The organism is Pantoea sp. SYBGC1, assembly GCF_057197005.1.
This window is the reverse complement of the sequence record NZ_JBXUNM010000007.1, coordinates 146580-169925: the sequence shown is the minus strand read 5'-3', so window position 1 is coordinate 169925 and position 23346 is coordinate 146580. Positions and strand designations below refer to the sequence as shown.

Here is a 23346-nt window from a genome sequence, read left to right as displayed (position 1 = left end):
ATACAGCAAGCAGTAGCGCCCGGTTTTGCCGGGCGTTTTTTTATGCTGGAATCGTGCGCTCAGACGGCCAGAAGCGCATACATGCGCCCTGTGCGTTGTCACGTTGCCACCCATGGCCGACATCTTACTCCAGCGCTTTCAGTCGCAGCTCTGAAGGTTGCGGGCGGCCAAACAGGTAACCCTGAAACAGCGTGCAGCCCTCTTCACGCAGCTTCGCAAACTGTTCGCTGTTCTCCACGCCTTCCGCCGTGATCTGAATATCCAGGCTGCGGCTCATGCCGGTTATTGCCCGGATGATCGCCAGCGCTTCGCGGCTGTCGCCCATATCGTTGATAAAAGACTTATCGATTTTGATCTTATCGAACGGGAATGAGCGCAGATAGCTCAGCGAAGAGTAGCCGGTGCCAAAATCATCCAGCGCAATCTGTACGCCGAGCGCTTTAAGGTTCTGCAGCGTCCGGATATTGCCCAGCGTATCGTCCAGCAGCACCGACTCCGTGATCTCCATCTCCAGCCGATGCGGTGCCAGACCTGACTCTTTCAGCGCCCCCTCTACTACCGACACCAGCGAGCTGTTTTTAAACTGCAGCGGTGAGAGATTCACCGAAACGGACTGTTCGGTGTTCCAGCTCTGCGCTTCGCGGCACGCCTCATACAGCGCATAGGCACCCAGCATATGAATCAGCCCGGTCTCTTCAGCAATCGGGATGAAATCCACCGGCATGATCAAGCCTTTGACCGGATGGTGCCAGCGCATCAGCGCTTCATAACCAATAATACCGCTCTGACTGGTAATGGGCTGATAGTAAAGTCTGAGCTGCCGTCCGGTAATCGCATCACGCAGATCGTTTTCAATGATGCGCCGGCTGCGCGCCTGGTCATCCATTTCTGGCGTAAAGTGCTCATAGCGATTACGGCCGTTACGCTTCGCCTCGTAGAGCGCCATATCGGCGCAGCGCAGCATATGTTCCGGCGTGTTGACGGCCTGGGTGGTCAGGGCGATCCCCACGCTCAGGCCTACGGTAAGATTATGCCCTTCGATATTCATGGGCGGCTGAATCGCCTCAATCAGGCGCCGCGCCACCGTGGCCGCTTCGTCAGCGTTATGGATATCGGGCAGTACAATAGCAAATTCGTCGCCGCCGATGCGGGCCAGCGTATCACGCTCACGCAGTACGCTGCGCAGCCGCTTAGCCACCGCGCGCAGCAGATCATCACCAATCTGGTGGCCAAGCGCATCATTCACGTTTTTGAAATTATCGAGGTCAAGACACAGCGTGGCGCTGATCTGGTTCTGGGCCGTGTCGTTACGCAGCGCTTCGCTGAGTTTTTGCCGGAACAGAATACGGTTAGGCAGGCTGGTCAGGTTGTCGTGATGCGCCATATGGTGGATACGCGCATCCGCTTCACGCTGGTCAGTCACATCTTCAACGATCAGCATGACATAATTTTGCCGCATATCTTTGCCGGTGATGGTGGTGGCGCGCGTATGCAGTACCCGCTCACCGCTGGCGGTCAGCAGCAGCTGCTCGCGGGTGTGAATGCCTTCACTGCGCAGCGCAATATCCGCCAGGCTATTAAAGTAGTCGCTCAGTTCGGCAGACATGCACTCATGCGGACGCTTATGCATGAGCAGCGATCGGCTCAGCCCAAACAGCTGCTCAGCCTTGGCGTTCACCATCAGAATTTCGCGGCTGATGGCATCCTCCACGATCACGCAGGAGGGGATGTTGCTGATGATGGTGTCGAGAAAGGTCGACAGCTCCGACATTCTGCTGCTCTGCGCCTGCGCCAGATCACGCGCGCGCAGAAGCTGCTGTTCATGTTCACGCCGCTCCGTCACATCGCGCGTGATTTTGGCAAACCCGATCAGGTGTCCACTCTCATCATGAATCGCGTCAATTACCACGTGCGCCCAGAAAGCCGATCCATCCTTCCGGTAGCGCCACCCCTCATCTTCAAACCGCCCGGTTTTTAGCGCAATGCCGAGGTTTGCATCCGGCAGATGGCGCTGGCGATCCTGCGCGCTGTAAAAGAGTGAGAAGTGCTGCCCCACAATCTCATCTGCGCGATATCCTTTAGCGCGCTGCGCCCCGGCGTTCCAGTTAACGACTCGCCCCTTCAGGTCCAGCATGTAGATAGCGTAATCGGTGACGCCTTCCACCAGCAGCCGAAACGTTTTTTCATGTTCGCGCTGCTGGCGCAGCAGCGCCTGCTGTTCAGTGCAGTCGCGGGTAATTTTTGCGTAGCCAATCAGTTTGCCGGCGTCGTCGCGAATCGCGTCGATGATAACGTGCGCCCAGAAAGCGGACCCATCTTTACGATAGCGCCAACCCTCATCTTCAAACCGTCCGGTTTTAAATGCGGTTGTAAGATTTTTTTCCGGTATATGGTTGAGACGATCCTGCGCGCTGTAAAAGCGGGAGAAGTGCTGTCCGACAATTTCCTCTGCCACGTAACCTTTTGTTCGCTGAGCCCCGGCATTCCAGTTCTCAACGTTGCCCTCCAGATCCAGCATGTAAATCGCATAGTCGGTTACGCCCTCTACCAGTAAACGAAAGCGCTGCTCCTGTTCACGCTGCCTGCGCTGATGCGCCTGCTGCTGGGTACAGTCGCGGGTGATTTTGGCAAAACCCAGCAGTTCGCCCTGCTCATCCCGGATAGCGTCAATTACGACGTGAGCCCAGAACGCGCTGCCATCTTTGCGATAGCGCCAGCCTTCGGTTTCAAACTTACCGGTTGCGGCGGCAACGGAGAGACCGCGCTGCGGCGCGCCGTTTTTGCGATCCTCTTCGCTGTAAAACAGCGCAAAATTTTTACCAACGATCTCATCTGGCGTATACCCTTTGGCGCGCTGCGCACCAGGATTCCAGTTAGCAACGGTACCGTCAGGTTTGAGCATGTAAATGGCGTAATCTACGACGCTCTGCACCAGCAGCCGATACATTACATCAGAGTTATTGTTCATATTTTGTGCCTGTTCCGGCCTGATACAGCATCGGCCTTTCAGAATATTCTTAATTATTTCAGACTTAAACGCAAAAGTGCAGCGCTGACAAGCGCTAATCGATTTCAGACAACATCTGGCAGGAGTGTTATCGGCAGTGGCGAGAAAACGTTCAGAGAAATGCATCATTTCCCGGGGCTACCTGCTATTTATGGCAGGTCAGTCGGGGAAGAGCATGCAGGGAAGCCGCATACCGGAGAGCGCCGGTATGGGCAGAGAGGCGAGGCGCTGTTGCTGGCCTATCGGGCTGCCAGCTGCTGCATAACCGGCAGCCACAGGTCGGTCATCATCCCTTTGCCACCGGTAAGCGGGTCGCGCGGGGGCAGAGGAACGCGCTGAATCTGTTCTCTGGCTGCACGCAGCCGCGAGGGTTCATCGCGTACCGTCTCGGGCGTCATTCCTTCCGGATAAGCGCCCACCATGAAAAAATTGTCTGACGCGTAAACCTGTTTATGCCCGACACCTGCCGGGATCAGCACGGCATCACCTTCACGCAGCACCACCATGCGCCCGCTGTCGCCGCCCAGCAGGATCTCAGCCCAGCCCGCCCCGACGCCCAGCACCTCATGCGTATTCGGATGATAGTGGGTATAAGGGAATACCGGCGCGCGCCATGCGGCAGGCCAGCCGCTGGCGGTAAAGGTCGTTTCAAACCAGCGGGCGCTATCTTCCGTGTCATCCGGCACCACACGCGGCCAGATGATCAGCGGCAGCGGGCTGTTTGGCACGCCGCCGCTGGCGTGAGAGAGCCGCAGGTGCTGCGGGTTAAAGGAGGCGCCTGCTGAAAAGGTGCCGGCAGCAAACGACATCGATAACAGCAGGCTGGAAGAACAGGACGCCATGAACGTGCTCCGACAAATAATGTTAATTAATTGTGGCAATTTCAGGCGGCAATGCAATGTGGCAATATCTTAAAAAATCCCTGTTAATGAGTTACTTAGTTACTTAAGCCAAATTTTATTTTCCGGCGCTGCCGGTTTGTGACGGCGATCGCGGTCAGGCAAAGAGGTTACGGACGCGCAATCAGGCGGTTTTATCCAGATCGCACTGGCTGCTGACAAAATCGGGCAGCTCATTTACGCGCTCCGGAGGCAGCGGCCTGCCGAGCAGATATCCCTGCAGCGTGTCGCAGCCGAGGCTGGTCAGAAAAGCCTGCTGATCGGGCGTCTCCACCCCTTCCGCGACCACTTTCAGATCCAGCGACTGCGCCAGCGCGACAATAGCGGAAACGATAGTGGCATCCTCAGAATCTGCCTGCAGCTCATTCACAAACGCGCGGTCGATCTTCAGTTCACTGGCGGGCAGCCGCTTCAGATAGAGCAGGCTGGAGTAGCCGGTTCCGAAGTCATCAATCGACGCCTTTACCCCCATGCTGGTGAGTTCAGTCAGGATACGTACGCTCTCTTCCGGATCGCGCATCGCCGTGGTTTCGGTTACCTCCAGCGTCAGCTGCTCTGCCGGGATCTGATGCGTTTTCAGCGCCTGCGTCACGGTGGTAATCAGCCCGGACTGCTCAAACTGCAGCGCAGAGAGGTTTACTGCAACTGACCAGGCGGTATGCCCCTCCTGATGCCAGCAGTGCAGCTGGCGGCACGCCTCGTTGATCACCCAGTTCCCTATATTTATGATCAAACCGGTTTTTTCTGCACCCGGCAGAAAGACGTCAGGCATAAGCAGCCCGCGCTGTGGATGCTGCCAGCGCAGCAGCGCTTCAAACCCCAGAATCGGCCCGCCGGGGGCACAATACTTCGGCTGGTAAAACAGCCGCAGTTCATGGTTATCCAGCGCCTGCCACAAATCGTTATTCAGCTGCAGCTGCGACTGCGCCAGAATATTCATTGAGGGCTGAAAAAAGGTGTAGCCGTTGCGGCCATTGTGTTTGGTGTGGTACATCGCGGCATCGGCGTTAAACATCAGCTCACGCTCATCTCTGCCGTCGCCGGGATAGACGGCAATCCCGAGACTTAAAGAGACCATCAGCTCATAACGCGATATGGCAAACGGCCGGTCAACGGCCTTCACCAGCGTATCGGCCACTGAGGCGGCGTCGTTGGGATCGTCAATCTCCAGCAGCAGCACAAACTCATCTCCGCCCATCCGCGCCAGCGTATAGTGCCCCTGCATCTGGCCCATCATACGCTCCGTCACGCTCACCAGCAGTTTATCCCCGATATGATGCCCGAACGCGTCGTTAACCGCTTTAAAGCCATCGAGATCCATAAACATCAGTGCAAACTGCGACTTCTCGCGATTAGCTTTGTTGATCGCCTGATCGAGCCGATCTTCCAGCAAAATGCGATTGGGCAGCCGGGTCAGGTTGTCATGCAGCGCCAGCTGCGCCAGTTCACGGTTCGCCTCTGCCAGCGAGCGCGCCAGAATTGACGTGCGCGCCTGCATACGCGCATCCAGCATAGAGACCAGTAGCGTAATGCCGAGTATCGCCAGCGTCACCACGGTGACAATCATCGCCAGCCAGTCGCTGTTCACCCCGTGATGTGTGACGTGGCTGCTCGCCGGAAATCCGGCCGCCGCCATACCGGTATAGTGCATGCCGGCAATGGCGCACCCCATGACAACCGAGGCGCCAAAACGCAACAGCGTCACCCGGCCATAGCTATGACGCAGGTGAAAGGCCAGCCAGAGCGCCGCTCCTGATGCGAGCAGTGCAATCAGCACTGAAACGGCGATCCAGCCCCGGTTCCAGATAATACCCGGCAGAAACATCAGCGCCGCCATGCCGGTATAGTGCATGGCCACCACGCCCGATCCCAGAACCAGCGCCCCGCCAGCCAGTCGCTGCCAGGGCAGCTCCCCCATGCAGACCAGCCGCAGGGCGAAAATCGAGGCGAGAATAGCGACCAGCATGGATGCCGCAGTGAGCACGGGATCGTAGCTCATCTCCATATCGAGATTCATGGAGAGCATGCCAATGAAATGCATCGCCCAGATTCCTACGCCCATGGCAAAACCGCCACCCAGCAGCCAGATAAGCGCGACGCGACCTGACGAGGAGGCGACCCGGCCTGCCATATCCAGCGCAGTAAAGGAGGCGAGCATGGCGACAACAATTGAAACGATAACCGTAAATGAGTCGTATGACGTTACCAGCATAGGGAAGTCCGGATTAACGCTGTTTCCAGCTATAAAATCGTGCAAACAGCATCCCTGCAGCTTGTAAACCGCTATCGCCCTTCCTGAACGAGGCAGAAATCCAGCTCTTTTTTCGCGCCAGACGACAGCAGGCTGGCAGCATGGGCCAGCCACTGTTATGACTGCATTATCGGCCTGGCAGCAAAAATAATGAGTAAAAAATGTGTATCAGCTATTAGACGTACTACCGCTCTGAACTATAGTAAACAAAACTAATGTAAATCATAAAGCAACCTCAATACTCATATGAGGCCAGCGATAGATATCGTCTTAATTCTCTTTGCCAACGGCATTTTACGGGTTCGTTTTTATTAACAGGCCAGGTGGAAAAGCATCGACTCCGGATAATCAGTAAGGAATGATTATGAAAATCAAGCTTTTTCTTATGGCCGCAGGCCTGTACACAGGATTGACATCCGTAACGGCCCTGGCAGCCACCACCACCGGGGCGATTAACGCCACGCTTACGCTGACGACCGGTTGTCTGGTCAACGGTCAGTCAGCCACCACCGGCGTCAATTTCGGTACCCTGAATTTTGGCAGCAGCGCAGCCACCTTTGATACGCTGAATGCCACGCTGGTAGGCGCAGCCGGCAGCGGTATCTATGTGCGCTGCACAACCGGACAGACCTTTAATGTACAGGTCACCAGCAGCAACGGCGCGCCGGGCACGGTTTACGGCACCGTCAGCGGCCAGCCGCGCTATCTCATTCTGGGCTCGGATAATACGCAGGGCATCGCCTATACCCTTTACAGCGACGCCGCCTTTACTACCGCGATAGCAAACAATACCAACATTGCCGCCAGCGGCACCACCGATCCGACGCTGGGCACCAACTATGCCATTTATGGTCGGGTCGTCGGCGGCGGCTTCAATCCGCTGATCCCGGCGGGTACTTATACTGACACCATAAACGTGGCGGTGAATTACTGAGCACGGGTGTACACGCAGTGAGACTATCCGTGGATCTCTGGCGGGCGGCGGGGCTGATTGCGCCGTTCGCCTGCCTGCCGGCACACGCGCTGCCCACGGCAAACTTTCAGGTCGCTGCGTCCATCGTGGCGGGTTGCGTGGTGTCGGGCAGCAACACAGGCGTGTTTGGTACGCTTAATTTTGGCACGCAGTCCGGCGTGGCCACGGGAAACCTCAGCGCAAGCTATCTGCAGAGCACGACGCTGAATCTGGCCTGCACGCCAGGCACCGCCGTCAGCATGAGTATTAACGGCGGCGCTAACTACACCTCTCTCCGCAATCTCAAACATACCAGCAGCAGCAATACCATTGCCTACCGGCTCTTCAGCAATGCTGCGCTGACTGTGCCTATACCCATCAACAGCGCTATAGCGCTGAACTATAGCAATGCGAATACGATTACGCTGCCTGTTTATGGTCAGCTGACGCTGCCCGGCGCAGCGCGAGCCGGAACCTATACCGACACGCTGACCGTCACCCTGAGCTGGTGACGCTGAAAAAAAAAGGATGAACCATGAGAAACCTGTGCGCGCTGCTTTTGTTATTAATCGTTCCCTCAGTGCAGGCTGCTAACTCGCTGATGATCTGGCCCATTGACCCTGCCATAGCTTCTGAAGATAGAGCCAGCGAGCTCTGGCTGGAGAACCGCGGCAGTAGCAGCACCATTATGCAGGTACGCATCTTTGCCTGGCAGCAGCGCGAGGGGCAGGAGCAGTATCAGACGCAGCAGCAGGTCGCCGCCAGTCCGCCTATGGTGCGGCTGGAGCCGGGGCAAAAACAGCTGGTGCGCCTGATCAAACAGACGCCGCCACCTGCCGGTGAGGAGAGCGCCTATCGCGTGGTACTCGATGAGATCCCGTCACCGCGTAAGCCTGGTGACAATCAGGCCGGGCTTAACTTTCAGATGCGCTATTCCGTTCCGCTGTTTGTCTACGGCAGCGGCCTGACGCGCGACAGCGCGAAAGCGGTACTGAGCTGGCGAGAAGTCAGCAGCGGCGGCAGGCGCTGGCTGGAGCTGACCAACAGCGGCAGCGGCCATGCGCGCCTGAGCAATGTCCGCGCCGGCGGAACCGCCCTGGGCAACGGCCTGTTCGGCTATGTGCTGGCACACAGCAGCCAGCGCTGGCCGGTCAGCCAGCCTCTGCGCGGAGAGCTGGCAGCCGATGTCAATAACCGCGCCTGGCGCAGCACTGCCGCACGCTAATGACGCCTGCGCCCTCGCGTTATCTGCTGCTGGGCAGCGTACTGATGATCCTGCCTGCGTCCGGGCGTGCGGAGAGCTGGTCTGGTCTGCCGCCTCCGCCCGCGCTGGAGAGCAGCGCACAGGGGCAGCAGCTGATGCTGGAGTTAATTATTAATCAGCGCGCGCGCGGCGATATCGTTGCCGTTGAACATCAGCAGGATCATTTCTGGCTGCGCCGCAGCGATCTGCTGCAGGCGGGGATAGCGGCGGAAAAGCTGCCGGATGAGCGGGTTGATCTCCGGCAGCTACCCGGCGCGGATGTTACCTATGATGAGACCCGGCAGCGGCTGCTGCTGACGGTGCCGCCAGCCTGGCTGCCGGCGCAGCGGCTCGGGCAGGCTGAGCAACGTCCCCGCTTTCCGGCGCGCGCCAGCAACGGCGCGCTGCTGAATTACGACTTTTATCTGACCCACACCGATCGGGCCGGCTCACGCCTCTCCTCGTGGAATGAGTTACGGCTGTTCGGCCCGGCAGGACAGTTCTCCTCTAACGGCGTCTATACGCAGCAGCTGAATGGATCGTTCAGCGGTCAGCAGGAGGGATATCTGCGTTACGACACCTGGTTCAGCAATGAGAATGAAGACGCCGTGCTCAGCTGGCGGGTGGGCGACCTTATCACTGACGCCCTGAGCTGGAGCAACAGCGTGCGGCTGGGCGGGGTTCAGATAGCGCGTGATTTCAGCGTACGTCCCGATTTAGTGACCTGGCCGCTGCCCGCCTTTAGCGGCCAGGCGGCGGTGCCCTCCTCGGTCGATCTGTTTATCAACGGCTATCGCAGTGCGCAAACGGCGGTGCAGCCCGGTCCGTGGTCGCTGACCAACATCCCCTTTGTCAATGGTGCCGGGGATGCGGTAATCACCACCACCGATGCGCTGGGGCGTCAGGTCACCACCACGCTGCCCTTTTACGTGTCGGCCAGCCTGTTAAAAAGCGGCCTGGCTGATTACGCCTTCTCTGCCGGCGCTGTCCGGCAAAATTATGGTGTGAAGAGTGCCGACTACGGCGCCGCCGCTGCCAGTGGCTCCTATCGCTACGGTATCAGCGACTGGCTGACGCTGGAGTCGCACGCCGAGGGCAGTAATGAGGTTGTCATGGGCGGTGCGGGCGGCCTGCTGAAAGCGGGAAGTCTGGGCGTCATCAACGCGGCGGTGGCGCAGAGCGACGCGCAGGGTCAGAGCGGCACGCAGTACAGCTGGGGATATCAGTACAACAACAGCTGGTTCAGCCTTGGCACCCAGCACATTCTGCGCGATACCACGTTCAGTAATCTGGCGCTGATCGGCAGCCGCAGTGAAAGCGCCGACAGCCGCTATTCACTCGCGCGTCGCAGCGCACAGTATACGGCCAGCCTGTCGCTCAGTGACTACGGCAGCCTGGGGCTCGCTTATTTCGATATCAGCGGCGGCTACGGTGAGCGCACGCGTCTGTGGAACCTGACCTGGAGCAAAAACCTGTGGGGCAACAGCAGCCTCTATATTTCAGCCAGCCGCGATCGCGATCTCGGCAGCTGGGACGGGGCGATTTCCCTGGTGATCCCGTTTGGCGAACAGAGCAGTGCGTCTGTCAGCGTGGAGCGCGATCGCCAGGGGCGCAGTAACCAGCGGCTGTATGCCTCGCGGGCAATGCCCACCGAGGGTGGCATTGCCTGGGACGCCTCCTGGGCACGTCAGGGGGGCGACAGCGGCGATTATCGTCAGGGCAGCCTGCGCTATCGCAACAACCGGATCGATACATCAGCCGGATTCTGGGGCGACGATGACAATACAACCCAATGGGCAGATCTCTCCGGCGCGCTGGTGCTGATGGATAACCGCCTCTTTGCTGCTAACGATATCAACGACGCCTTTGTGCTGGTGAAGACCCGCTATCCCGGCGTTACCGTGCGCTATGAGAACCAGGCGATGGGGAAAACTGACGACCAGGGCTATCTGCTGGTGCCGGCGGTCAGCAGCTACTACGGCGCAAAATATGATATCGATACGCTGGATCTGCCTGCCAGTGTCGCCGCGTCCCGGGTGGAGCAGCGCATTGCCGTGAAGCGTAAAAGCGGTTTTCTGCTCGACTTCCCGATTGAGCCGCTGCGCGCCGCCAGCGTTATTTTGCAGGACACGCGCGGTCAGCCGCTGCCGCTTGCCAGTCAGGTGCTGCGCGCTGGTAAAGAGAGCAGCTATGTGGGCTGGGACGGCATCGTCTGGCTGGAGAATTTGCAAGCGCGTAATACGCTGCAGGTTATCACGCCCGATGGCCGCCAGTGCGAAACCACGTTCAGCGTCGCGCGCGGCGAACCAGAAGCGCTGAAAACCTATGGCCCGCTGGTCTGCGCGCTACCTCTCCCGCAGCCCGGCGCCGGTGCGCTGGCGCAGACACCCTCAGCAGGAGTACAACATGATTAAGTTACTATTGATGCTGGCACTGCTGCTGCCTGGCGCCAGCTATGCGCTCTGCCCGCTCTCCGCTTCGCCGGCCAGCTTTGGCAGCCAGACCACCTTTTCTGTGCAATCCCAGGTTATCCCCACCTCCGCCAATACAAATGTCAACTGCGGCTCCGCCACGCTTAATCTGCTGGGCAACGACTATATTGCCTATGCGTTTACCGCTGCCAGCTACCTGAACGGGACCCGCGCCACGCTGAAAGCGAGCGCCGGTGGCAACGACAACGTCCCGATTCAGCTCTGTATCGATAGCGCCTGCGCCACCGAGCTGCGTCAGGGCAACAGCTACCGCTGGAACGCCTCGGCGCTGCTGGCGCTGGGCAACAGCCTCAACTTTACTATCCCGCTCTATTTCCGCACCGTGCCAGGCCAGGTGATTGCGGCAGGCACGTACACCACCACCCTGACGCTGACGGTCAGCTACAGCGTCTGTACCAGCGCTGGCGTGGCCGGTATCTGTCTGGGAACCGTGCAAACCAGCAGCGGCACCGCCCTGCCGCTGACCGTGACGCTGGTGGTCACCAACGACTGCACCACCATTACCGCCCCGAACCTCAACTTTGGCAGCGCGCCGCTGGCGGGCAGCTTCTCTGCCGTCCAGCAGACTATTAGCGTGGTCTGTTCTAAAGGGAGCACCTATAGCGTCGGGCTGAGCAACGGCAATAATTTCAGCGGCACCGCGCGGCAGATGGCAAACGGCGCCAGCCGGCTGGCCTATGACATTTATAAAGACGCGGCCACCACCTCGCGCTGGGGCCCCTCCGGCAGCGATCGCTGGAGCAGCACAACGTCAACCTCGCTGAATCCCGATACGGTAACGCGCAACTTTACCTATACAGCCCGGATACTGACGACGCAGGCGACGCCGGCAGCCGGAAACTATACGGATAACGTGGTAGTGGACGTGGCGTTTTAGCAGGGATAAGAGCCGGCCGCAGAGCGCGGCCGGAAAAGCATCAGAGTGAGGCGCTGGCGGGCGTTACCGCATGGCGCTGCTGATACTGTCTCACCATCCGGCCAATCAGCAGCGTGCCTGCCAGTCCGCAGACGGCAGCAAATGAGAGCCAGACGCCGGGCATCGCTTTATCGCCAGTGGCATGAATAAGGTAGCTGGAGATGGCTGGCGTAAAGCCGCCAAACAGTGCGGTCGCCAGGCTGTAGGCCAGGGAAAAGCCGGATGCGCGCACCTCTGCCGGCATAATCTCCGCCAGGTAAACTACCATGGCACCGTTGTAGCTGGCATAGAGAAAAGAGAGCCACAGCTCCGCTTCGACCAGATGCGCAAAGCTCGCGGAGCCAGTGAGCCAGTGCAGCACCGGCCACGCCGTCAGGATCATCAGCACGGTAAAGATAATCAGCAGCGGCCGCCGCCCGACCCGATCGGAAAGTGCCCCCATAACCGGCAGCCAAAACAGGTTGGATATCCCGACAAACAGCGTTACCAGAAAGCTCTGTTTATCGCTCATCATCAGCACCGTTTTGCCAAAGGTCGGCGTGAAAGCGGTGATCATGTAGAACATAACGGTGGTGGTGACCACCATCAGCATGCCCGCCAGCACCAGCGCCCAGTTCTGTCCAACTGACCGCACAATCTGGCGCATGGAGGGATGCGTTTTACGCTGGCTGAACGCCTCCGTCTCTTCCAGCATGCGGCGGATCCAGAACAGGAACGGCACAATCATACAGCCCACCACAAACGGAATACGCCAGCCCCATTCGGTAACGGCCTCTTTCGCCAGCAAATGATTCAGCCCCAGTCCCAGCAGCGCGGCGAAAATTACCGCCACCTGCTGACTGCCCGACTGCCAGCTGACCCAGAATCCTTTACGCCCTTCGGGCGCAGCTTCTGCGAGATAGACCGAGACGCCGCCGAGTTCTACCCCCGCAGAGAAGCCCTGCAGCAGGCGTCCGAGCAGAATCAAAATCGGTGCCGCGGCACCAAGCGTGGCGTACCCCGGCACCAGCGCAATGGTCAGCGTACCCATCGCCATCAGCCCCAGCGTCAGCAGCAGGCCTTTGCGCCGGCCGTGATGGTCGATATAGGCACCCAGCACAATGGCGCCCAGCGGACGCATAAGAAATCCGGCGCCAAAGGTCATCAGCGTCAGCATCAGTGAGGCAAAGGGATCGTCGCCGGGAAAAAAGGTTTTCGCGATGGCGGTGGCGTAGTAGCCAAAGACCATAAAATCATACATCTCAAGGAAGTTACCGCTGGTAACGCTAAAGATGGTTTTCGCCCCGCTGCGCGCAGGTTTTTGCAGAGATAGCTGGCTGCTCATACTGTCCTTCCTGGTTTTTTACCCGTTGTAGCCTGCTCAGCCAGGAATGAATGTGATCTGAATCACCATTGTGCTTTACAAAGACTGACAAAAGGTAACAGGAAATTAACAATGTGGCGCGGTTCTGACCACTGCTCTGCAGAAAGCAGGGATAAAAAAAGCCGCTGTTATCAGCGGCTTTCTCTCCGGCAAAACAGTCCGGCTATTTGCCGGCCGTTTCCATTCCCATCAGGCCAATCTTCAGATAGCCCGCCGCGCGCAGCTGGTCCATCACCGCCATCAGCGTGGCATAGTCCACTGATTGATCGGCCTGGAAGAAGATAGTGGTCTGCTTATCTCCCGCGGTCTGCGCAGTCAGCGCGTTTACCAGCGTCTCTTTCGTCACCGCATCATTGCCGATATAGATCTGCTTATCCGCTTTGATTGAGAGATAGACCGGCTTCTCCGGACGCGGCTGCGGTGCGCTGGTGGACGCTGGCAGATTAACGCGCACATCCACTGTTGCCAGCGGTGCCGCCACCATAAAGATAATCAGCAGCACCAGCATAACGTCGATAAACGGCGTGACGTTAATCTCATGCATTTCGCTGTCGCCAGCGGCCTCATCGTTTAAACGCATCGCCATAATGATTATCCTGCGCGCAGCTTATGCGTAGCAGCCGGACGGCTGGTTTCCGCCGCGACGTGCGCCGTGCCGAGATCCAGATCGCGGCTTTGCAGCAGCAGCACCTGGGCCGCAACGTCACCCAGCGACGCTTTATAATTGGCAATCATGCGTGCAAAGACGTTGTATATAACCACGGCAGGAATAGCGGCAACCAAACCAACCGCTGTTGCCAGCAGCGCTTCGGCAATGCCGGGCGCGACCACAGCAAGATTGGTGGTCTGCGTTTTAGCGATGCCGATAAAGCTATTCATAATGCCCCATACGGTACCGAACAGGCCGATAAAAGGCGCCACGGAACCGATGGTTGCCAGAAAACCATTGCCGCGTCCGGCATGACGGCTGAACGCCCCTGCGCGACGCTCAAGGCGAAAACTGGTGCGATCCTTGATGCCCGCCAGATCGTCTGTGCCCGCTGACAGCGTCAGCTCCTCGCGCGCATCGGCCAGCAGTACAGCACTGTGGCTGCCGGCTTTGAAGCTCTCTGCCGCACGGTAAGCGTCAGCCAGTGAGCGTGCTGCGCCCAGCGCCTGCTGCTCTTTTTTCAGGCGACGTTTCGCGGCGCTCAGTTCAGCATATTTGCCAAAAAAGATAGCCCAGGTCACGACGGATGCCAGCAACAGGCCAATCATGACAATTTTAACCACGATGTCGGCATGCTGGTACATCCCCCAGACGGAGAGGTCTGTCTGCATTAAATCACTGGCTACCACGCTGCATCTCCAGATTCTGTTGTAGAGTTCACGACTGAAGAGACGATCATAGCAAAAAAAAGGATCTAAGTGATAGTCGTTCTCATTACTATTTACAAAGCAGTGACGGCGGCGGCAGTGCCTTTGCCGCCGGGCTGGCGCCACTCTGATAATCGGTAAACAGGCTCAACCCCTCCCCTGATTCGTGGTAACGTGAATGCTTTGTAAGATGGGTCAGGACAGGCAGTGATGGCTACGAAAAAACTGGATACCGCGCTGGTGAGCGCAGGACGTAATAAACGTTATACGCAGGGCGCGGTGAACAGCGTAATACAGCGCGCCTCATCCCTGGTTTTTGATACCGTCGCGGATAAACAACGCGCCACCGCCGGGCGGGCTGAAGGCGAACTCTTTTATGGCCGCCGCGGCACCCTTACGCACTTTTCGCTGCAGGATGCGATGACTGAACTGGAAGGTGGCGCAGGCTGTGCGCTCTATCCCTGCGGCGCAGCCGCCGTTGCCAACGCCATCTTGGCGTTTGTTGAAGCGGGCGATCACGTGCTGATGAGCGGAGCGGTCTACGAACCGACGCAGGATTTCTGCAGCAAAATCCTCACCAAAATGCAGGTCACCACCACCTGGTTTAATCACTGCATTGGCAGTGAGATCGGTGAACTGGTGCAGCCCAATACCCGCGTGGTTTTTCTTGAGTCGCCGGCGTCGGTGACGATGGAAGTGCAGGATATTCCGGCCATTGTTGCCGCCGTACGTGCCAAAGCGCCCGAGGCGATTATCATGCTGGATAACACCTGGGCGGCGGGCGTGCTGTTTAACGCGCTGGCGTTCGGGATTGATATCTCTATCCAGGCCGGCACCAAATATATCATTGGTCACAGTGACGCCATGATCGGCACCGCGGTGGCCAACGCCCGCTGCTGGCCGCAGCTGCGCGAAAACTCCTACCTGATGGGGCAGATGGTCGATGCGGATACGGCCTATATGGCGAGCCGCGGTCTGCGCACCTTAGGCACCCGCCTGCGCCAGCACGAAGAGAGCGCGCTGCAGGTGGCGGAGTGGCTGACTGGCCGGCCTGAAGTGGCACGGGTCAATCATCCGGCGCTGGCGCAAAGCCCGGGGCACCGTTTCTGGCAGCGCGACTTCAGCGGCAGCAGCGGCCTGTTTTCATTTGTGCTGCATGAGCGGCTGGATGCGCAGCGGCTGGCAAATTATCTCGATCGCTTCCATCATTTCAGCATGGCCTATTCGTGGGGCGGTTATGAGTCGCTGATCCTGGCCAGCCAGCCAGAAGAGCTGGCGGCAATTCGCCCGGCAGGCGGCGTCGACTTTACGGGCACGCTGATACGTCTGCATATCGGTCTGGAGCACGTCAGCGACCTGCTGGCCGATCTGCAGGCGGGTTTTGACCGCTTAACGAATTAAACCAACCTTCAACCATCCGTGGCTCGCCATATCAGATCAACGCGCAGGCGGCCGCGGAGGGCTACTATAGAAGCCTTGTAACTCGACGGGATAGCAGATGGGTGTTTTACATGAGATTGTCCAGGCGCTCTGGCATCAGGATTTTGCTGCGCTGGCCAATCCGGATGTAGTATGGATTGTCTACGGTGTGATGTTTCTGACGCTGTTTCTGGAAAATGGCTTGCTGCCGGCGTCGTTTCTGCCAGGTGACAGTCTGCTGCTGCTGGCGGGTGCCATGATTGCTAAAGGCGTAATGGACTTTGTGCCGACCATGGTGATCCTGACCACCGCCGCCAGCCTCGGCTGCTGGCTGAGCTATCTGCAGGGGCGCTGGCTGGGCAATACCCGGCTGGTCAAAAGCTGGCTGATGCATCTGCCCGCACAGTACCATCAGCGCGCCTGGCATCTGTTTAACCGCCACGGACTGATGGCGCTGCTGGTGGGCCGTTTCCTGGCATTTGTGCGCACGCTGCTGCCTACCATGGCGGGTATTTCCGGGCTGCGTAACAGCCGTTTTCAGCTGTTTAACTGGCTGAGCGGCGTGCTGTGGGTCGGTATTGTCGTTACGATGGGCTATGGCATCAGCCAGGTGCCGTTTATTAAGCGGCATGAAGATCAGGTTATGGCTATTCTGATGATCCTGCCGCTAGTGCTGCTGTTTACCGGGCTGGCCGGCAGCATTGTAGTAATCTGGAAAAAACGCCGCCAGAAAACCTCGTAATTATCACGCCGCGTCAAACGGCAGCGACTGCACCGTTTGACGCGCGCGGCTGACCTCTTCACCCGGCGTTGTGCCAAACAGCCGTTTGAACTCCCGGGAAAACTGTGACGGACTCTCATACCCTACCCGCAGCGCGGCTGCGCTCGCCTTTACGCCATCCTGCAGCATCATCAGCCGCGCCTGATGCAGGCGATAGCGTTTAAGGTACTGCAGCGGCGACGTCTGCGTTACCGCCTTAAAATTGTGGTGAAAAGCGGATACGCTCATGTTGACCTCGGCCGCCAGCGTCTCAACGCTCAGGCTGCCGGCGAAGTGCGTTTCAATCCGCCGCAGCGCGCGCGCAATCTGACTGAACTGCGTCTGCCGGTTAACCAGCGACAGCAGCGCACCGCCAATTGGACCGGTCAGTACATAATAAAGGATTTCCCGTACCAGCTGCGGGCCGAGCACCCGTGCATCGCGCGGATGGCTCATCACATCCAGCAGCCGCTCTGCGGCGCACAGCATCTCTTCGCTCAGCCAGGCGGAATGAATACCCGAGGTCTGCGCCGCGGGCTGAAACTGCTCATCATCACCGATATCCAGCAGCAGATCCTGCAGTGAAGCGGTATCCACGCTCAGACACATGCCCGCCAGCGGCGCATCGGGCGTGGCTTCCGTTTCGCACTCAACCGGCAGCGGCACCGTCAGCATCAGATATTTACTGGCATCATAGTGAAAGACCGTGCTGCCGAGATAGCCGGTTTTGCGTCCCTGAAACAGGATCACAATGCCGGGCTGATACATCATCGGTGTACGCGGCAGCGTTTCGCTGGCGTAAATGAGCCGGACATTTTTCACTGCACAGTGCGGTTTTTGCGGGTCGCACATTAGCGCGACCACCCGGCGGGCAAGCTGGCGACACAGGGCGTCATGGGACATGGCGGCTTTCCGGATAAAAAATTCAGTGTGCCGTAACGCTGCACAAAGCTCTACTCCCCTGGAGAATCAGGCAAGATTTTTGCAGAAAAGGGTCAGAGTCCGCTCTGGCAGAGCGATCCGCACTGCACGTTTGTTGTCTAGACTTAAGCACACAGTTTTCCATTCAGCGATCGCAATGAAAAAGGAGCCCCAATGGCAGATCAACCTATTATCAAACTGCGCGACGGCAATATGATGCCGCAGCTTGGCCTCGGTGTCTGGCAGGCAAGTCAGGAAGAGGCGCATACCGCCGTACTGAAAGCGCTGGAAGTGGGCTATCGCTCAATCGATACCGCTGCCGCCTATAAAAATGAAGAGGCGATTGGCCGGGCGCTGAAGGATACGCCGGTCGCGCGCAACGATATCTTCGTCACCACCAAGCTGTGGAATGATGACCAGCAGAATGTGCAGCAGGCGATGGAGACCAGCCTGGAGAAGTTGCAGCTCGACAGCGTTGATCTCTACCTGATGCACTGGCCCTGCCCGGAAAAAGATCACTACGTTGCGGCATGGGAGAAGATGATTGAGCTGCAGCAGCAGGGTCTGACCAAAAGCATCGGCGTCTGCAACTTTCATGAGGCGCACCTGAAACGCCTGATTGATGAAACCGGCGTAACGCCCGTCGTGAATCAGATTGAGCTGCATCCGATGCTGCAGCAGCGTACGCTGCACGCCTGGAACGCACTGCATCAGATCCAGACTGAATCCTGGAGCCCGCTGGCGCAGGGCGGCGAAGGGGTGTTCGATCAGGCGATTATCCGCACGCTGGCGAAAAAGTATGGCAAGAGCGCGGCGCAGATTGTGATCCGCTGGCATCTGGACAGCGGCCTGGTGGTGATCCCGAAATCAGTGACGCCGGCACGCATTGAGGAGAACTTTAACGTCTTCGATTTCCGGCTGGAGAAAAGTGAGATCAGCGAAATCACTAAACTGGATAAGGGCCAGCGTCTGGGTCCCGATCCGGAGACGTTTAACGGCTAGAGCAGCACGACAATTGCGGCCGCCCTCACGGCGGCCTTTTTCTTCGTCAGGAGAGCGGATTAACGACCATCTGCCCTGCCGTACCGCGATCGGCCAGTTCCAGCGTCTGGCTGTAATAGACAAACGGGAAGTGATCGCTGGCGCTTTGCGGAAAACTCACCAGCAGTTCCACACTGCCATCAACCCAGACGGTATCCTTCCAGCCGCGATCTTCGCCCATCGACTGCGCGCCGTTGACGCTTTTGATAAGGAACATGACGCCCTGAATATGCAGCGACTGCGGGCGATCGGCGTGAATAATCCAGCGCTCAAACGTTCCCTGCTGCGTGGTGGTATCGATGCGGTTCATATCCCACAGCGCGCCGTTAATGCCCGGTACGCTATCGCCAATACGAAACTCGCGCGTCCGCACCGCGACGCCGTCAAGGATCTGATCGGCCAGCAGCCGCATCGGCAGGTTATCGGTGACCAGCGGCAGCAGCCCGGTGGGGCGCAGCGTCAGCACCAGCGTGTTGGTCAGAATGGATGAGGGTTCAAACAGGCCGCGCAGGCGATCCATAATCCCTGCCGCCGTGCCCGCCGTGATTGAGACTTCATCACCCTGCGACATATCCACCAGCACCTCGCGCCGTTCGCCAGGCGCCAGAGAGAGCGTCTGTACCGCAACCGGCGAGGGCAGAAAGCCCTGATCGCTGGCAATGACGGTAAAAGGACGACCGTCTGAAAAACGCAGGTCAAAGCGGCGCGCATTGGCGGCGTTCAGCAGGCGCAGGCGCACCCAGCCGCGGGAAACATCCACATAGGGATTCTGCACGCCGTTAACCAGCAGCGTATCACCAAGAAACCCGCCCTCTGACGGCGGGTTATAGACCGGGGTGGCGAAGTTATCGAGGCGCTTATCCTGAATCACCAGCGGAAAATCATCCACGCCGTAGTGCTTAGGCAGCGGCAGAGATTTGCTCACGTCATCTTCAATCAGCCACATTCCCGCCAGGCCGTTATAGACGTGTGGTGCCATATGATTCGGTGTGCTGGCGTGATACCACAGCGTCGCCGCCCCCTGCCGGATAGGCAGCACCGGCGACCAGTCAGCGCCCGCTGACATCATGCGCGGCGCCCCGCCCATCAGCGCGCCCGGCACCTGCAGGCCGCTGACCGTCATCGCCACCGGCTCATTAAGCCGGTTGCTGTAGATAAGCTTGACGTCATCACCGCTGTAGACCCGCACCGTCGGCCCCAGATAGAGACCGTTGATGCCCCAGACCGGAACTTTGCTGCCGCTGCCCGTAAATGACCAGTGGCTGCGCTGCAGCGTCAGAAACAGCGGCTGTCCGCGGCGGGATTCAATCAGCGGCGGGACCGGCAGTGGGACATCGCCAGCCGGAGCAGCGGCGCGGGCTGAAAAAGGCAATGCCGAAGAGGCCAGCGCAACGCCGGCAGAAAGCTGAATAAAGTGACGTCTGCTGCAAGACATAAAACTTCAGACCTTTTGAGCGGGGCGTAAAACGCCGTGTCCATGTTGTTGTTGTTAATTTTGCTGTGGTGCACGGGGGCGGCATCCACCCCCCCCGGATGAGGCTCAGATTTTACCGTTTTTTTCGCGTTCAGCGACTTCTGCGTTTAACTCTTCCAGCTTAGCAGACATTATTTCACGGCAGTGGGTCGCCAGCTTACGCACAGAAGTGGTCTCAAACTGTGCGGTATCGACCGGTGGCAGCATCTCTACAATCACCAGGCCATTCTTCCAGCGATTCATATTAATTTTGCCATGCGTATTGGAGACGACGATCGGGATAATGGGTACGCCAGCGGCGACGGCAGCGTGAAACGCGCCGGTCTTAAACGGCAGCAGACCGCGTCCGCGGCTGCGCGTGCCTTCCGGGAACATCCAGAACGAGATACGCTTCTTTTTAAATTGCCCGACGATCTCTCCGATAGTGCCGTGCGCTTTTGCACGGTTGTCGCGATCGATCAGCAGGTTGCCTGTCAGCCAGTAGAGCTGCCCGAAAAACGGGATCCACAGCAGGCTCTTTTTGCCCACGGTAACGGTGGTCGGCTGTACGATTTTCGCCGCCGTGATCATGTCATAGTTGTTCTGATGGTTTGCAATATAGATAGCATTACCGTAATTCGCCGCCTCCGGCGGCTTACGCAGTTCAACTTTGACGCCCAGCACCCCGGAGAGCTTGCCAAAAAGATGGCCAAACGTCGCGACATGGCGCGGGTTGCGCGGCGAAAACAGGCACCAGATGCTGCCGAAGACACAGACCAGTACGGAATAGATGATAATAATTATCGCGCGTAAAATCAGTAACATAGCGTCCTCAAAAAAGTACTCCTTCGCAGATAACCCGATTACTCTGCACTTGCGTCACGCTTAGGGCGTGCCGGCGCGTTGACTTCAACGCTGTCAATACGCTGCAGGCCGCGTGATACGCTGCCGCGACGGCCGCGATCGGCACGCACTTTCTGCAGATCTTCATCGCGCAGGATCAGCTTACGTTTACCCACATAAAGGGTAAGGGTGCTGCCCGGCGTCAGAATCAGTAGCCACTGCAGCCGGTCGGCACCGGAGGCAGCATCTGCGGCAGGAATTGAGATAATTTTGTTGCCTTTACCTTTAGACATTTGCGGCAGGTCAGCCACCGGGAACATCAGCATTCTGCCCGCCTGGGTGATTGCCAGCAGCATGTCATCGCCGGAATTGACCGCCAGCGGCGTCATGACACGCGCATTCTCCGGCAGCGTCAGCAGCGCTTTACCGGCGCGGTTGCGCGATACCAGATCGGCAAAGGTACAGATAAAGCCATAGCCGGCATCAGAGGCCATCAGCAGCTTCTGATCGTCCGCTTCCATCAGCACCTGCTCCATCACTGCGCCCGGCGGAAGCGTCAGCTTGCCGGTCAGCGGTTCCCCCTGCCCGCGCGCCGACGGCAGCGAGGTGGGATCGAGCGTATAGCTGCGTCCGGTGGAGTCGATAAACGCCACCGGCTGATTGCTCTTGCCGCGCGCCGCCGCCCGATAGCTGTCTCCCGCTTTATAGCTCAGACCGGCAGGGTCGATATCGTGCCCTTTGGCGCTGCGCACCCAGCCCATCTGCGACAGCACAATGGTTACCGGCTCAGCGCTCACCAGCTCATTTTCACTCAGCGCTTTCGCCTCTTCGCGCTCGTGCAGCGGCGAGCGGCGCTCATCGCCGTACGCCTGGCTGTCAGCCTGCAGCTCTTTCTTCAGCAGGCTGTTCATTTTCCGCTCAGACGCCAGCGTGCCCTGCAGCTGATCGCGCTCTTTCTCCAGTTCGGCCTGTTCGCCGCGGATCTTCATCTCTTCGAGTTTCGCAAGATGACGCAGCTTCAGCTCCAGAATCGCTTCCGCCTGCGTTTCACTGATTGCAAAGCGCGACATCAGGACCGCTTTGGGTTCATCTTCACTGCGGATAATGTGGATCACATCATCAATGTTCAGAAACGCGACCAGCAGCCCCTCAAGGATATGCAGGCGGCGCAGCACGCGCTCCAGCCGGTAATTCAGACGGCGCGTGACCGTATCGCGCCGGTAGACCAGCCATTCAGAGAGGATCTCCAGCAGGTTTCTCACTGCCGGACGGTTATCCAGACCAATCATGTTCAGGTTAACGCGGTAGCTCTTCTCCAGATCGGTGGTGGCGAAGAGATGGTGCATGACCTGATCGAGATCGACGCGGTTAGAACGCGGCACAATTACCAGCCGCGTCGGGTTTTCGTGATCGGATTCGTCGCGCAGATCCTCAATCATCGGTAGCTTTTTGTTACGCATCTGGGCGGCGATCTGCTCCAGCACGCGCGCGCCGGAGACCTGATGCGGCAGCGCAGTAATCACTGCCTCACCCTCTTCTTTTTTCCAGACGGCGCGCTGACGTACCGATCCACGCCCGCTCTGGTAGATCTTGCGGATCTCTTCACGCGGCGTGATGATCTCTGCTTCCGTCGGATAGTCAGGACCCTGCACAATATCCAGCAGCTCATCCAGCGTGGTTTTGGGTTTGTCGATCAACCGCACTGCAGCTTCAGCCACTTCGCGCAGGTTGTGCGGCGGGATATCCGTTGCCATGCCGACGGCGATACCGGTGGTGCCGTTAAGCAAAATGTTGGGCAGCCGCGCCGGCAGCATTTTGGGTTCCTGCAGCGTGCCGTCAAAATTCGGGATGTAATCAACCGTGCCCTGACCCAGCTCGCTGAGCAGCACTTCCGCATATTTAGAGAGGCGCGATTCGGTATAGCGCATTGCGGCAAAGGATTTGGGATCGTCCGGTGCGCCCCAGTTACCCTGACCATCGACCAGCGGATAACGGTAGGAGAACGGCTGCGCCATTAATACCATCGCTTCGTAACAGGCGCTGTCGCCATGCGGATGATACTTGCCCAGCACGTCACCGACGGTGCGCGCTGACTTCTTAAATTTGGCGCTGGCGCTCAGGCCCAGCTCTGACATGGCGTAGACGATACGGCGCTGCACCGGCTTCAGACCGTCACCGATATAGGGCAGCGCGCGATCCATAATCACATACATGGAGTAGTCCAGGTACGCTTTTTCGGTAAACTTGTGCAGGGCAAGACGCTCTGCACCATCCTGCGTCATTTCGCTCATTACGTTTGCATCCTCACTTCGTGGCCCGCACCGGCGGGTCATTTGGCGAGGATAGTACCTTATTCACGCGAGTTAGTCACAGAGAAGCCGTGTCTCTGCGGCAGAAAGGTTTGCGTTAAAAAACAGCAGCGCAGCAGGC

General features: G+C 58.4%; 18 protein-coding genes. 8 read left to right on the top strand and 10 right to left on the bottom strand.

Annotation, left to right across the window (positions count from 1 at the left end):
- Window positions 1-124: 124 nt before the first annotated feature.
- The 3 genes from AC2CF9_RS13375 to AC2CF9_RS13365 form a co-directional block, all read right to left on the bottom strand.
- Window positions 125-2968 carry a sensor domain-containing protein gene (locus AC2CF9_RS13375; RefSeq protein WP_484557230.1) on the bottom strand — a complete coding sequence of 948 codons (2844 nt, stop codon included), beginning with the start codon at window positions 2966-2968 and terminating at the stop codon, window positions 125-127.
- Between the two features lie 278 nt (window positions 2969-3246).
- Window positions 3247-3849: a hypothetical protein gene (locus AC2CF9_RS13370; protein WP_150018007.1), complete on the bottom strand. Its 603-nt coding sequence runs from the start codon at window positions 3847-3849 to the stop codon at window positions 3247-3249.
- A 181-nt stretch (window positions 3850-4030) separates the two neighbouring features.
- Window positions 4031-6118 (bottom strand): putative bifunctional diguanylate cyclase/phosphodiesterase, encoded by a 2088-nt coding sequence (locus AC2CF9_RS13365; protein WP_484557229.1) that lies wholly within the window; start codon window positions 6116-6118, stop codon window positions 4031-4033.
- A 403-nt stretch (window positions 6119-6521) separates the two neighbouring features.
- Between AC2CF9_RS13365 and AC2CF9_RS13360 the strand changes: the two genes are divergently transcribed.
- The 5 genes from AC2CF9_RS13360 to AC2CF9_RS13340 are packed head-to-tail and all read left to right on the top strand — an operon-like array spanning window position 6522 to window position 11721.
- Window positions 6522-7091 (top strand): spore coat protein U domain-containing protein, encoded by a 570-nt coding sequence (locus AC2CF9_RS13360; RefSeq protein ID WP_150018009.1) that lies wholly within the window; start codon window positions 6522-6524, stop codon window positions 7089-7091.
- 29 nt (window positions 7092-7120) lie between these two features.
- Window positions 7121-7621: a Csu type fimbrial protein gene (locus tag AC2CF9_RS13355; protein ID WP_370513343.1), complete on the top strand. Its 501-nt coding sequence runs from the start codon at window positions 7121-7123 to the stop codon at window positions 7619-7621.
- 23 nt (window positions 7622-7644) lie between these two features.
- Entirely contained in the window at window positions 7645-8334 is a 690-nt protein-coding gene (locus tag AC2CF9_RS13350) for a fimbrial biogenesis chaperone (RefSeq protein WP_484557228.1), read from the top strand.
- Window positions 8334-10766, top strand: a complete 2433-nt coding sequence (locus tag AC2CF9_RS13345) for a fimbria/pilus outer membrane usher protein (RefSeq protein WP_484557227.1) — start codon at window positions 8334-8336, stop codon at window positions 10764-10766. The genes AC2CF9_RS13350 and AC2CF9_RS13345 overlap by 1 nt, the downstream gene beginning before the upstream one ends.
- Complete coding sequence (locus AC2CF9_RS13340; protein ID WP_484557226.1) at window positions 10759-11721, top strand: Csu type fimbrial protein; 963 nt, start codon at window positions 10759-10761, stop codon at window positions 11719-11721. The genes AC2CF9_RS13345 and AC2CF9_RS13340 overlap by 8 nt, the downstream gene beginning before the upstream one ends.
- A 40-nt stretch (window positions 11722-11761) precedes the next feature.
- On the opposite strand, the gene tcuC is transcribed toward AC2CF9_RS13340, so the two are convergent.
- From tcuC to exbB, 3 genes are all read right to left on the bottom strand, one after another.
- Window positions 11762-13084 (bottom strand): tricarballylate/proton symporter TcuC, encoded by a 1323-nt coding sequence (gene tcuC, locus AC2CF9_RS13335; protein ID WP_484557225.1) that lies wholly within the window; start codon window positions 13082-13084, stop codon window positions 11762-11764.
- Between the two features lie 202 nt (window positions 13085-13286).
- Window positions 13287-13709, bottom strand: coding sequence for a TonB system transport protein ExbD (exbD, locus tag AC2CF9_RS13330; protein ID WP_039380171.1), 423 nt, complete (start codon window positions 13707-13709; stop codon window positions 13287-13289).
- Window positions 13710-13714: 5 nt separating this feature from the next.
- Window positions 13715-14443, bottom strand: coding sequence for a tol-pal system-associated acyl-CoA thioesterase (gene exbB, locus AC2CF9_RS13325; RefSeq protein WP_190315024.1), 729 nt, complete (start codon window positions 14441-14443; stop codon window positions 13715-13717).
- Between the two features lie 246 nt (window positions 14444-14689).
- Between exbB and metC the strand changes: the two genes are divergently transcribed.
- Window positions 14690-15880, top strand: a complete 1191-nt coding sequence (gene metC / locus AC2CF9_RS13320) for a cystathionine beta-lyase (RefSeq protein WP_484557224.1) — start codon at window positions 14690-14692, stop codon at window positions 15878-15880.
- Between the two features lie 97 nt (window positions 15881-15977).
- Window positions 15978-16640 carry a DedA family protein gene (locus AC2CF9_RS13315; protein ID WP_150018016.1) on the top strand — a complete coding sequence of 221 codons (663 nt, stop codon included), beginning with the start codon at window positions 15978-15980 and terminating at the stop codon, window positions 16638-16640.
- A gap of 3 nt (window positions 16641-16643) precedes the next feature.
- Here the strand turns inward: AC2CF9_RS13315 and AC2CF9_RS13310 are convergent, their stop codons facing one another.
- The gene (locus tag AC2CF9_RS13310) at window positions 16644-17561 is read right to left on the bottom strand and encodes an AraC family transcriptional regulator (protein WP_150018017.1); all 918 of its coding nucleotides are present in this window, start codon (window positions 17559-17561) and stop codon (window positions 16644-16646) included.
- Between the two features lie 192 nt (window positions 17562-17753).
- On the opposite strand from AC2CF9_RS13310, the gene dkgA reads away from it, so the two are divergent.
- Complete coding sequence (gene dkgA, locus AC2CF9_RS13305) at window positions 17754-18581, top strand: 2,5-didehydrogluconate reductase DkgA (protein ID WP_150018018.1); 828 nt, start codon at window positions 17754-17756, stop codon at window positions 18579-18581.
- A 46-nt stretch (window positions 18582-18627) separates the two neighbouring features.
- Here dkgA and ftsP read toward each other — a convergent pair whose 3' ends face one another.
- The 3 genes from ftsP to parC all read right to left on the bottom strand — a co-directional run bounded on the left by ftsP (window position 18628) and on the right by parC (window position 23207).
- Entirely contained in the window at window positions 18628-20055 is a 1428-nt protein-coding gene (gene ftsP / locus AC2CF9_RS13300; RefSeq protein ID WP_150018019.1) for a cell division protein FtsP, read from the bottom strand.
- Between the two features lie 105 nt (window positions 20056-20160).
- Entirely contained in the window at window positions 20161-20898 is a 738-nt protein-coding gene (locus tag AC2CF9_RS13295; RefSeq protein ID WP_150018020.1) for a 1-acylglycerol-3-phosphate O-acyltransferase, read from the bottom strand.
- Window positions 20899-20936: 38 nt separating this feature from the next.
- A complete protein-coding gene (parC, locus tag AC2CF9_RS13290) occupies window positions 20937-23207 on the bottom strand; it encodes a DNA topoisomerase IV subunit A (RefSeq protein ID WP_484557223.1) in 2271 nt (756 codons plus the stop codon).
- Window positions 23208-23346: the final 139 nt, after the last annotated feature.

Bases quoted from the DNA above. Each gene is read 5' to 3' on its own strand.
- exbD (WP_039380171.1), bottom strand. From the start codon at position 13,709: ATGGCGATGCGTTTAAACGATGAGGCCGCTGGCGACAGCGAAATGCAT.
- AC2CF9_RS13340 (WP_484557226.1), top strand. From the start codon at position 10,759: ATGATTAAGTTACTATTGATGCTGGCACTGCTGCTGCCTGGCGCCAGC.
- AC2CF9_RS13350 (WP_484557228.1), top strand. From the start codon at position 7,645: ATGAGAAACCTGTGCGCGCTGCTTTTGTTATTAATCGTTCCCTCAGTG.
- dkgA (WP_150018018.1), top strand. From the start codon at position 17,754: ATGGCAGATCAACCTATTATCAAACTGCGCGACGGCAATATGATGCCG.
- AC2CF9_RS13370 (WP_150018007.1), bottom strand. From the start codon at position 3,849: ATGGCGTCCTGTTCTTCCAGCCTGCTGTTATCGATGTCGTTTGCTGCC.
- tcuC (WP_484557225.1), bottom strand. From the start codon at position 13,084: ATGAGCAGCCAGCTATCTCTGCAAAAACCTGCGCGCAGCGGGGCGAAA.
- AC2CF9_RS13365 (WP_484557229.1), bottom strand. From the start codon at position 6,118: ATGCTGGTAACGTCATACGACTCATTTACGGTTATCGTTTCAATTGTT.
- metC (WP_484557224.1), top strand. From the start codon at position 14,690: ATGGCTACGAAAAAACTGGATACCGCGCTGGTGAGCGCAGGACGTAAT.
- ftsP (WP_150018019.1), bottom strand. From the start codon at position 20,055: ATGTCTTGCAGCAGACGTCACTTTATTCAGCTTTCTGCCGGCGTTGCG.
- exbB (WP_190315024.1), bottom strand. From the start codon at position 14,443: ATGCAGACAGACCTCTCCGTCTGGGGGATGTACCAGCATGCCGACATC.
- AC2CF9_RS13315 (WP_150018016.1), top strand. From the start codon at position 15,978: ATGGGTGTTTTACATGAGATTGTCCAGGCGCTCTGGCATCAGGATTTT.
- AC2CF9_RS13375 (WP_484557230.1), bottom strand. From the start codon at position 2,968: ATGAACAATAACTCTGATGTAATGTATCGGCTGCTGGTGCAGAGCGTC.
- AC2CF9_RS13360 (WP_150018009.1), top strand. From the start codon at position 6,522: ATGAAAATCAAGCTTTTTCTTATGGCCGCAGGCCTGTACACAGGATTG.
- AC2CF9_RS13310 (WP_150018017.1), bottom strand. From the start codon at position 17,561: ATGTCCCATGACGCCCTGTGTCGCCAGCTTGCCCGCCGGGTGGTCGCG.
- parC (WP_484557223.1), bottom strand. From the start codon at position 23,207: ATGAGCGAAATGACGCAGGATGGTGCAGAGCGTCTTGCCCTGCACAAG.
- AC2CF9_RS13345 (WP_484557227.1), top strand. From the start codon at position 8,334: ATGACGCCTGCGCCCTCGCGTTATCTGCTGCTGGGCAGCGTACTGATG.
- AC2CF9_RS13295 (WP_150018020.1), bottom strand. From the start codon at position 20,898: ATGTTACTGATTTTACGCGCGATAATTATTATCATCTATTCCGTACTG.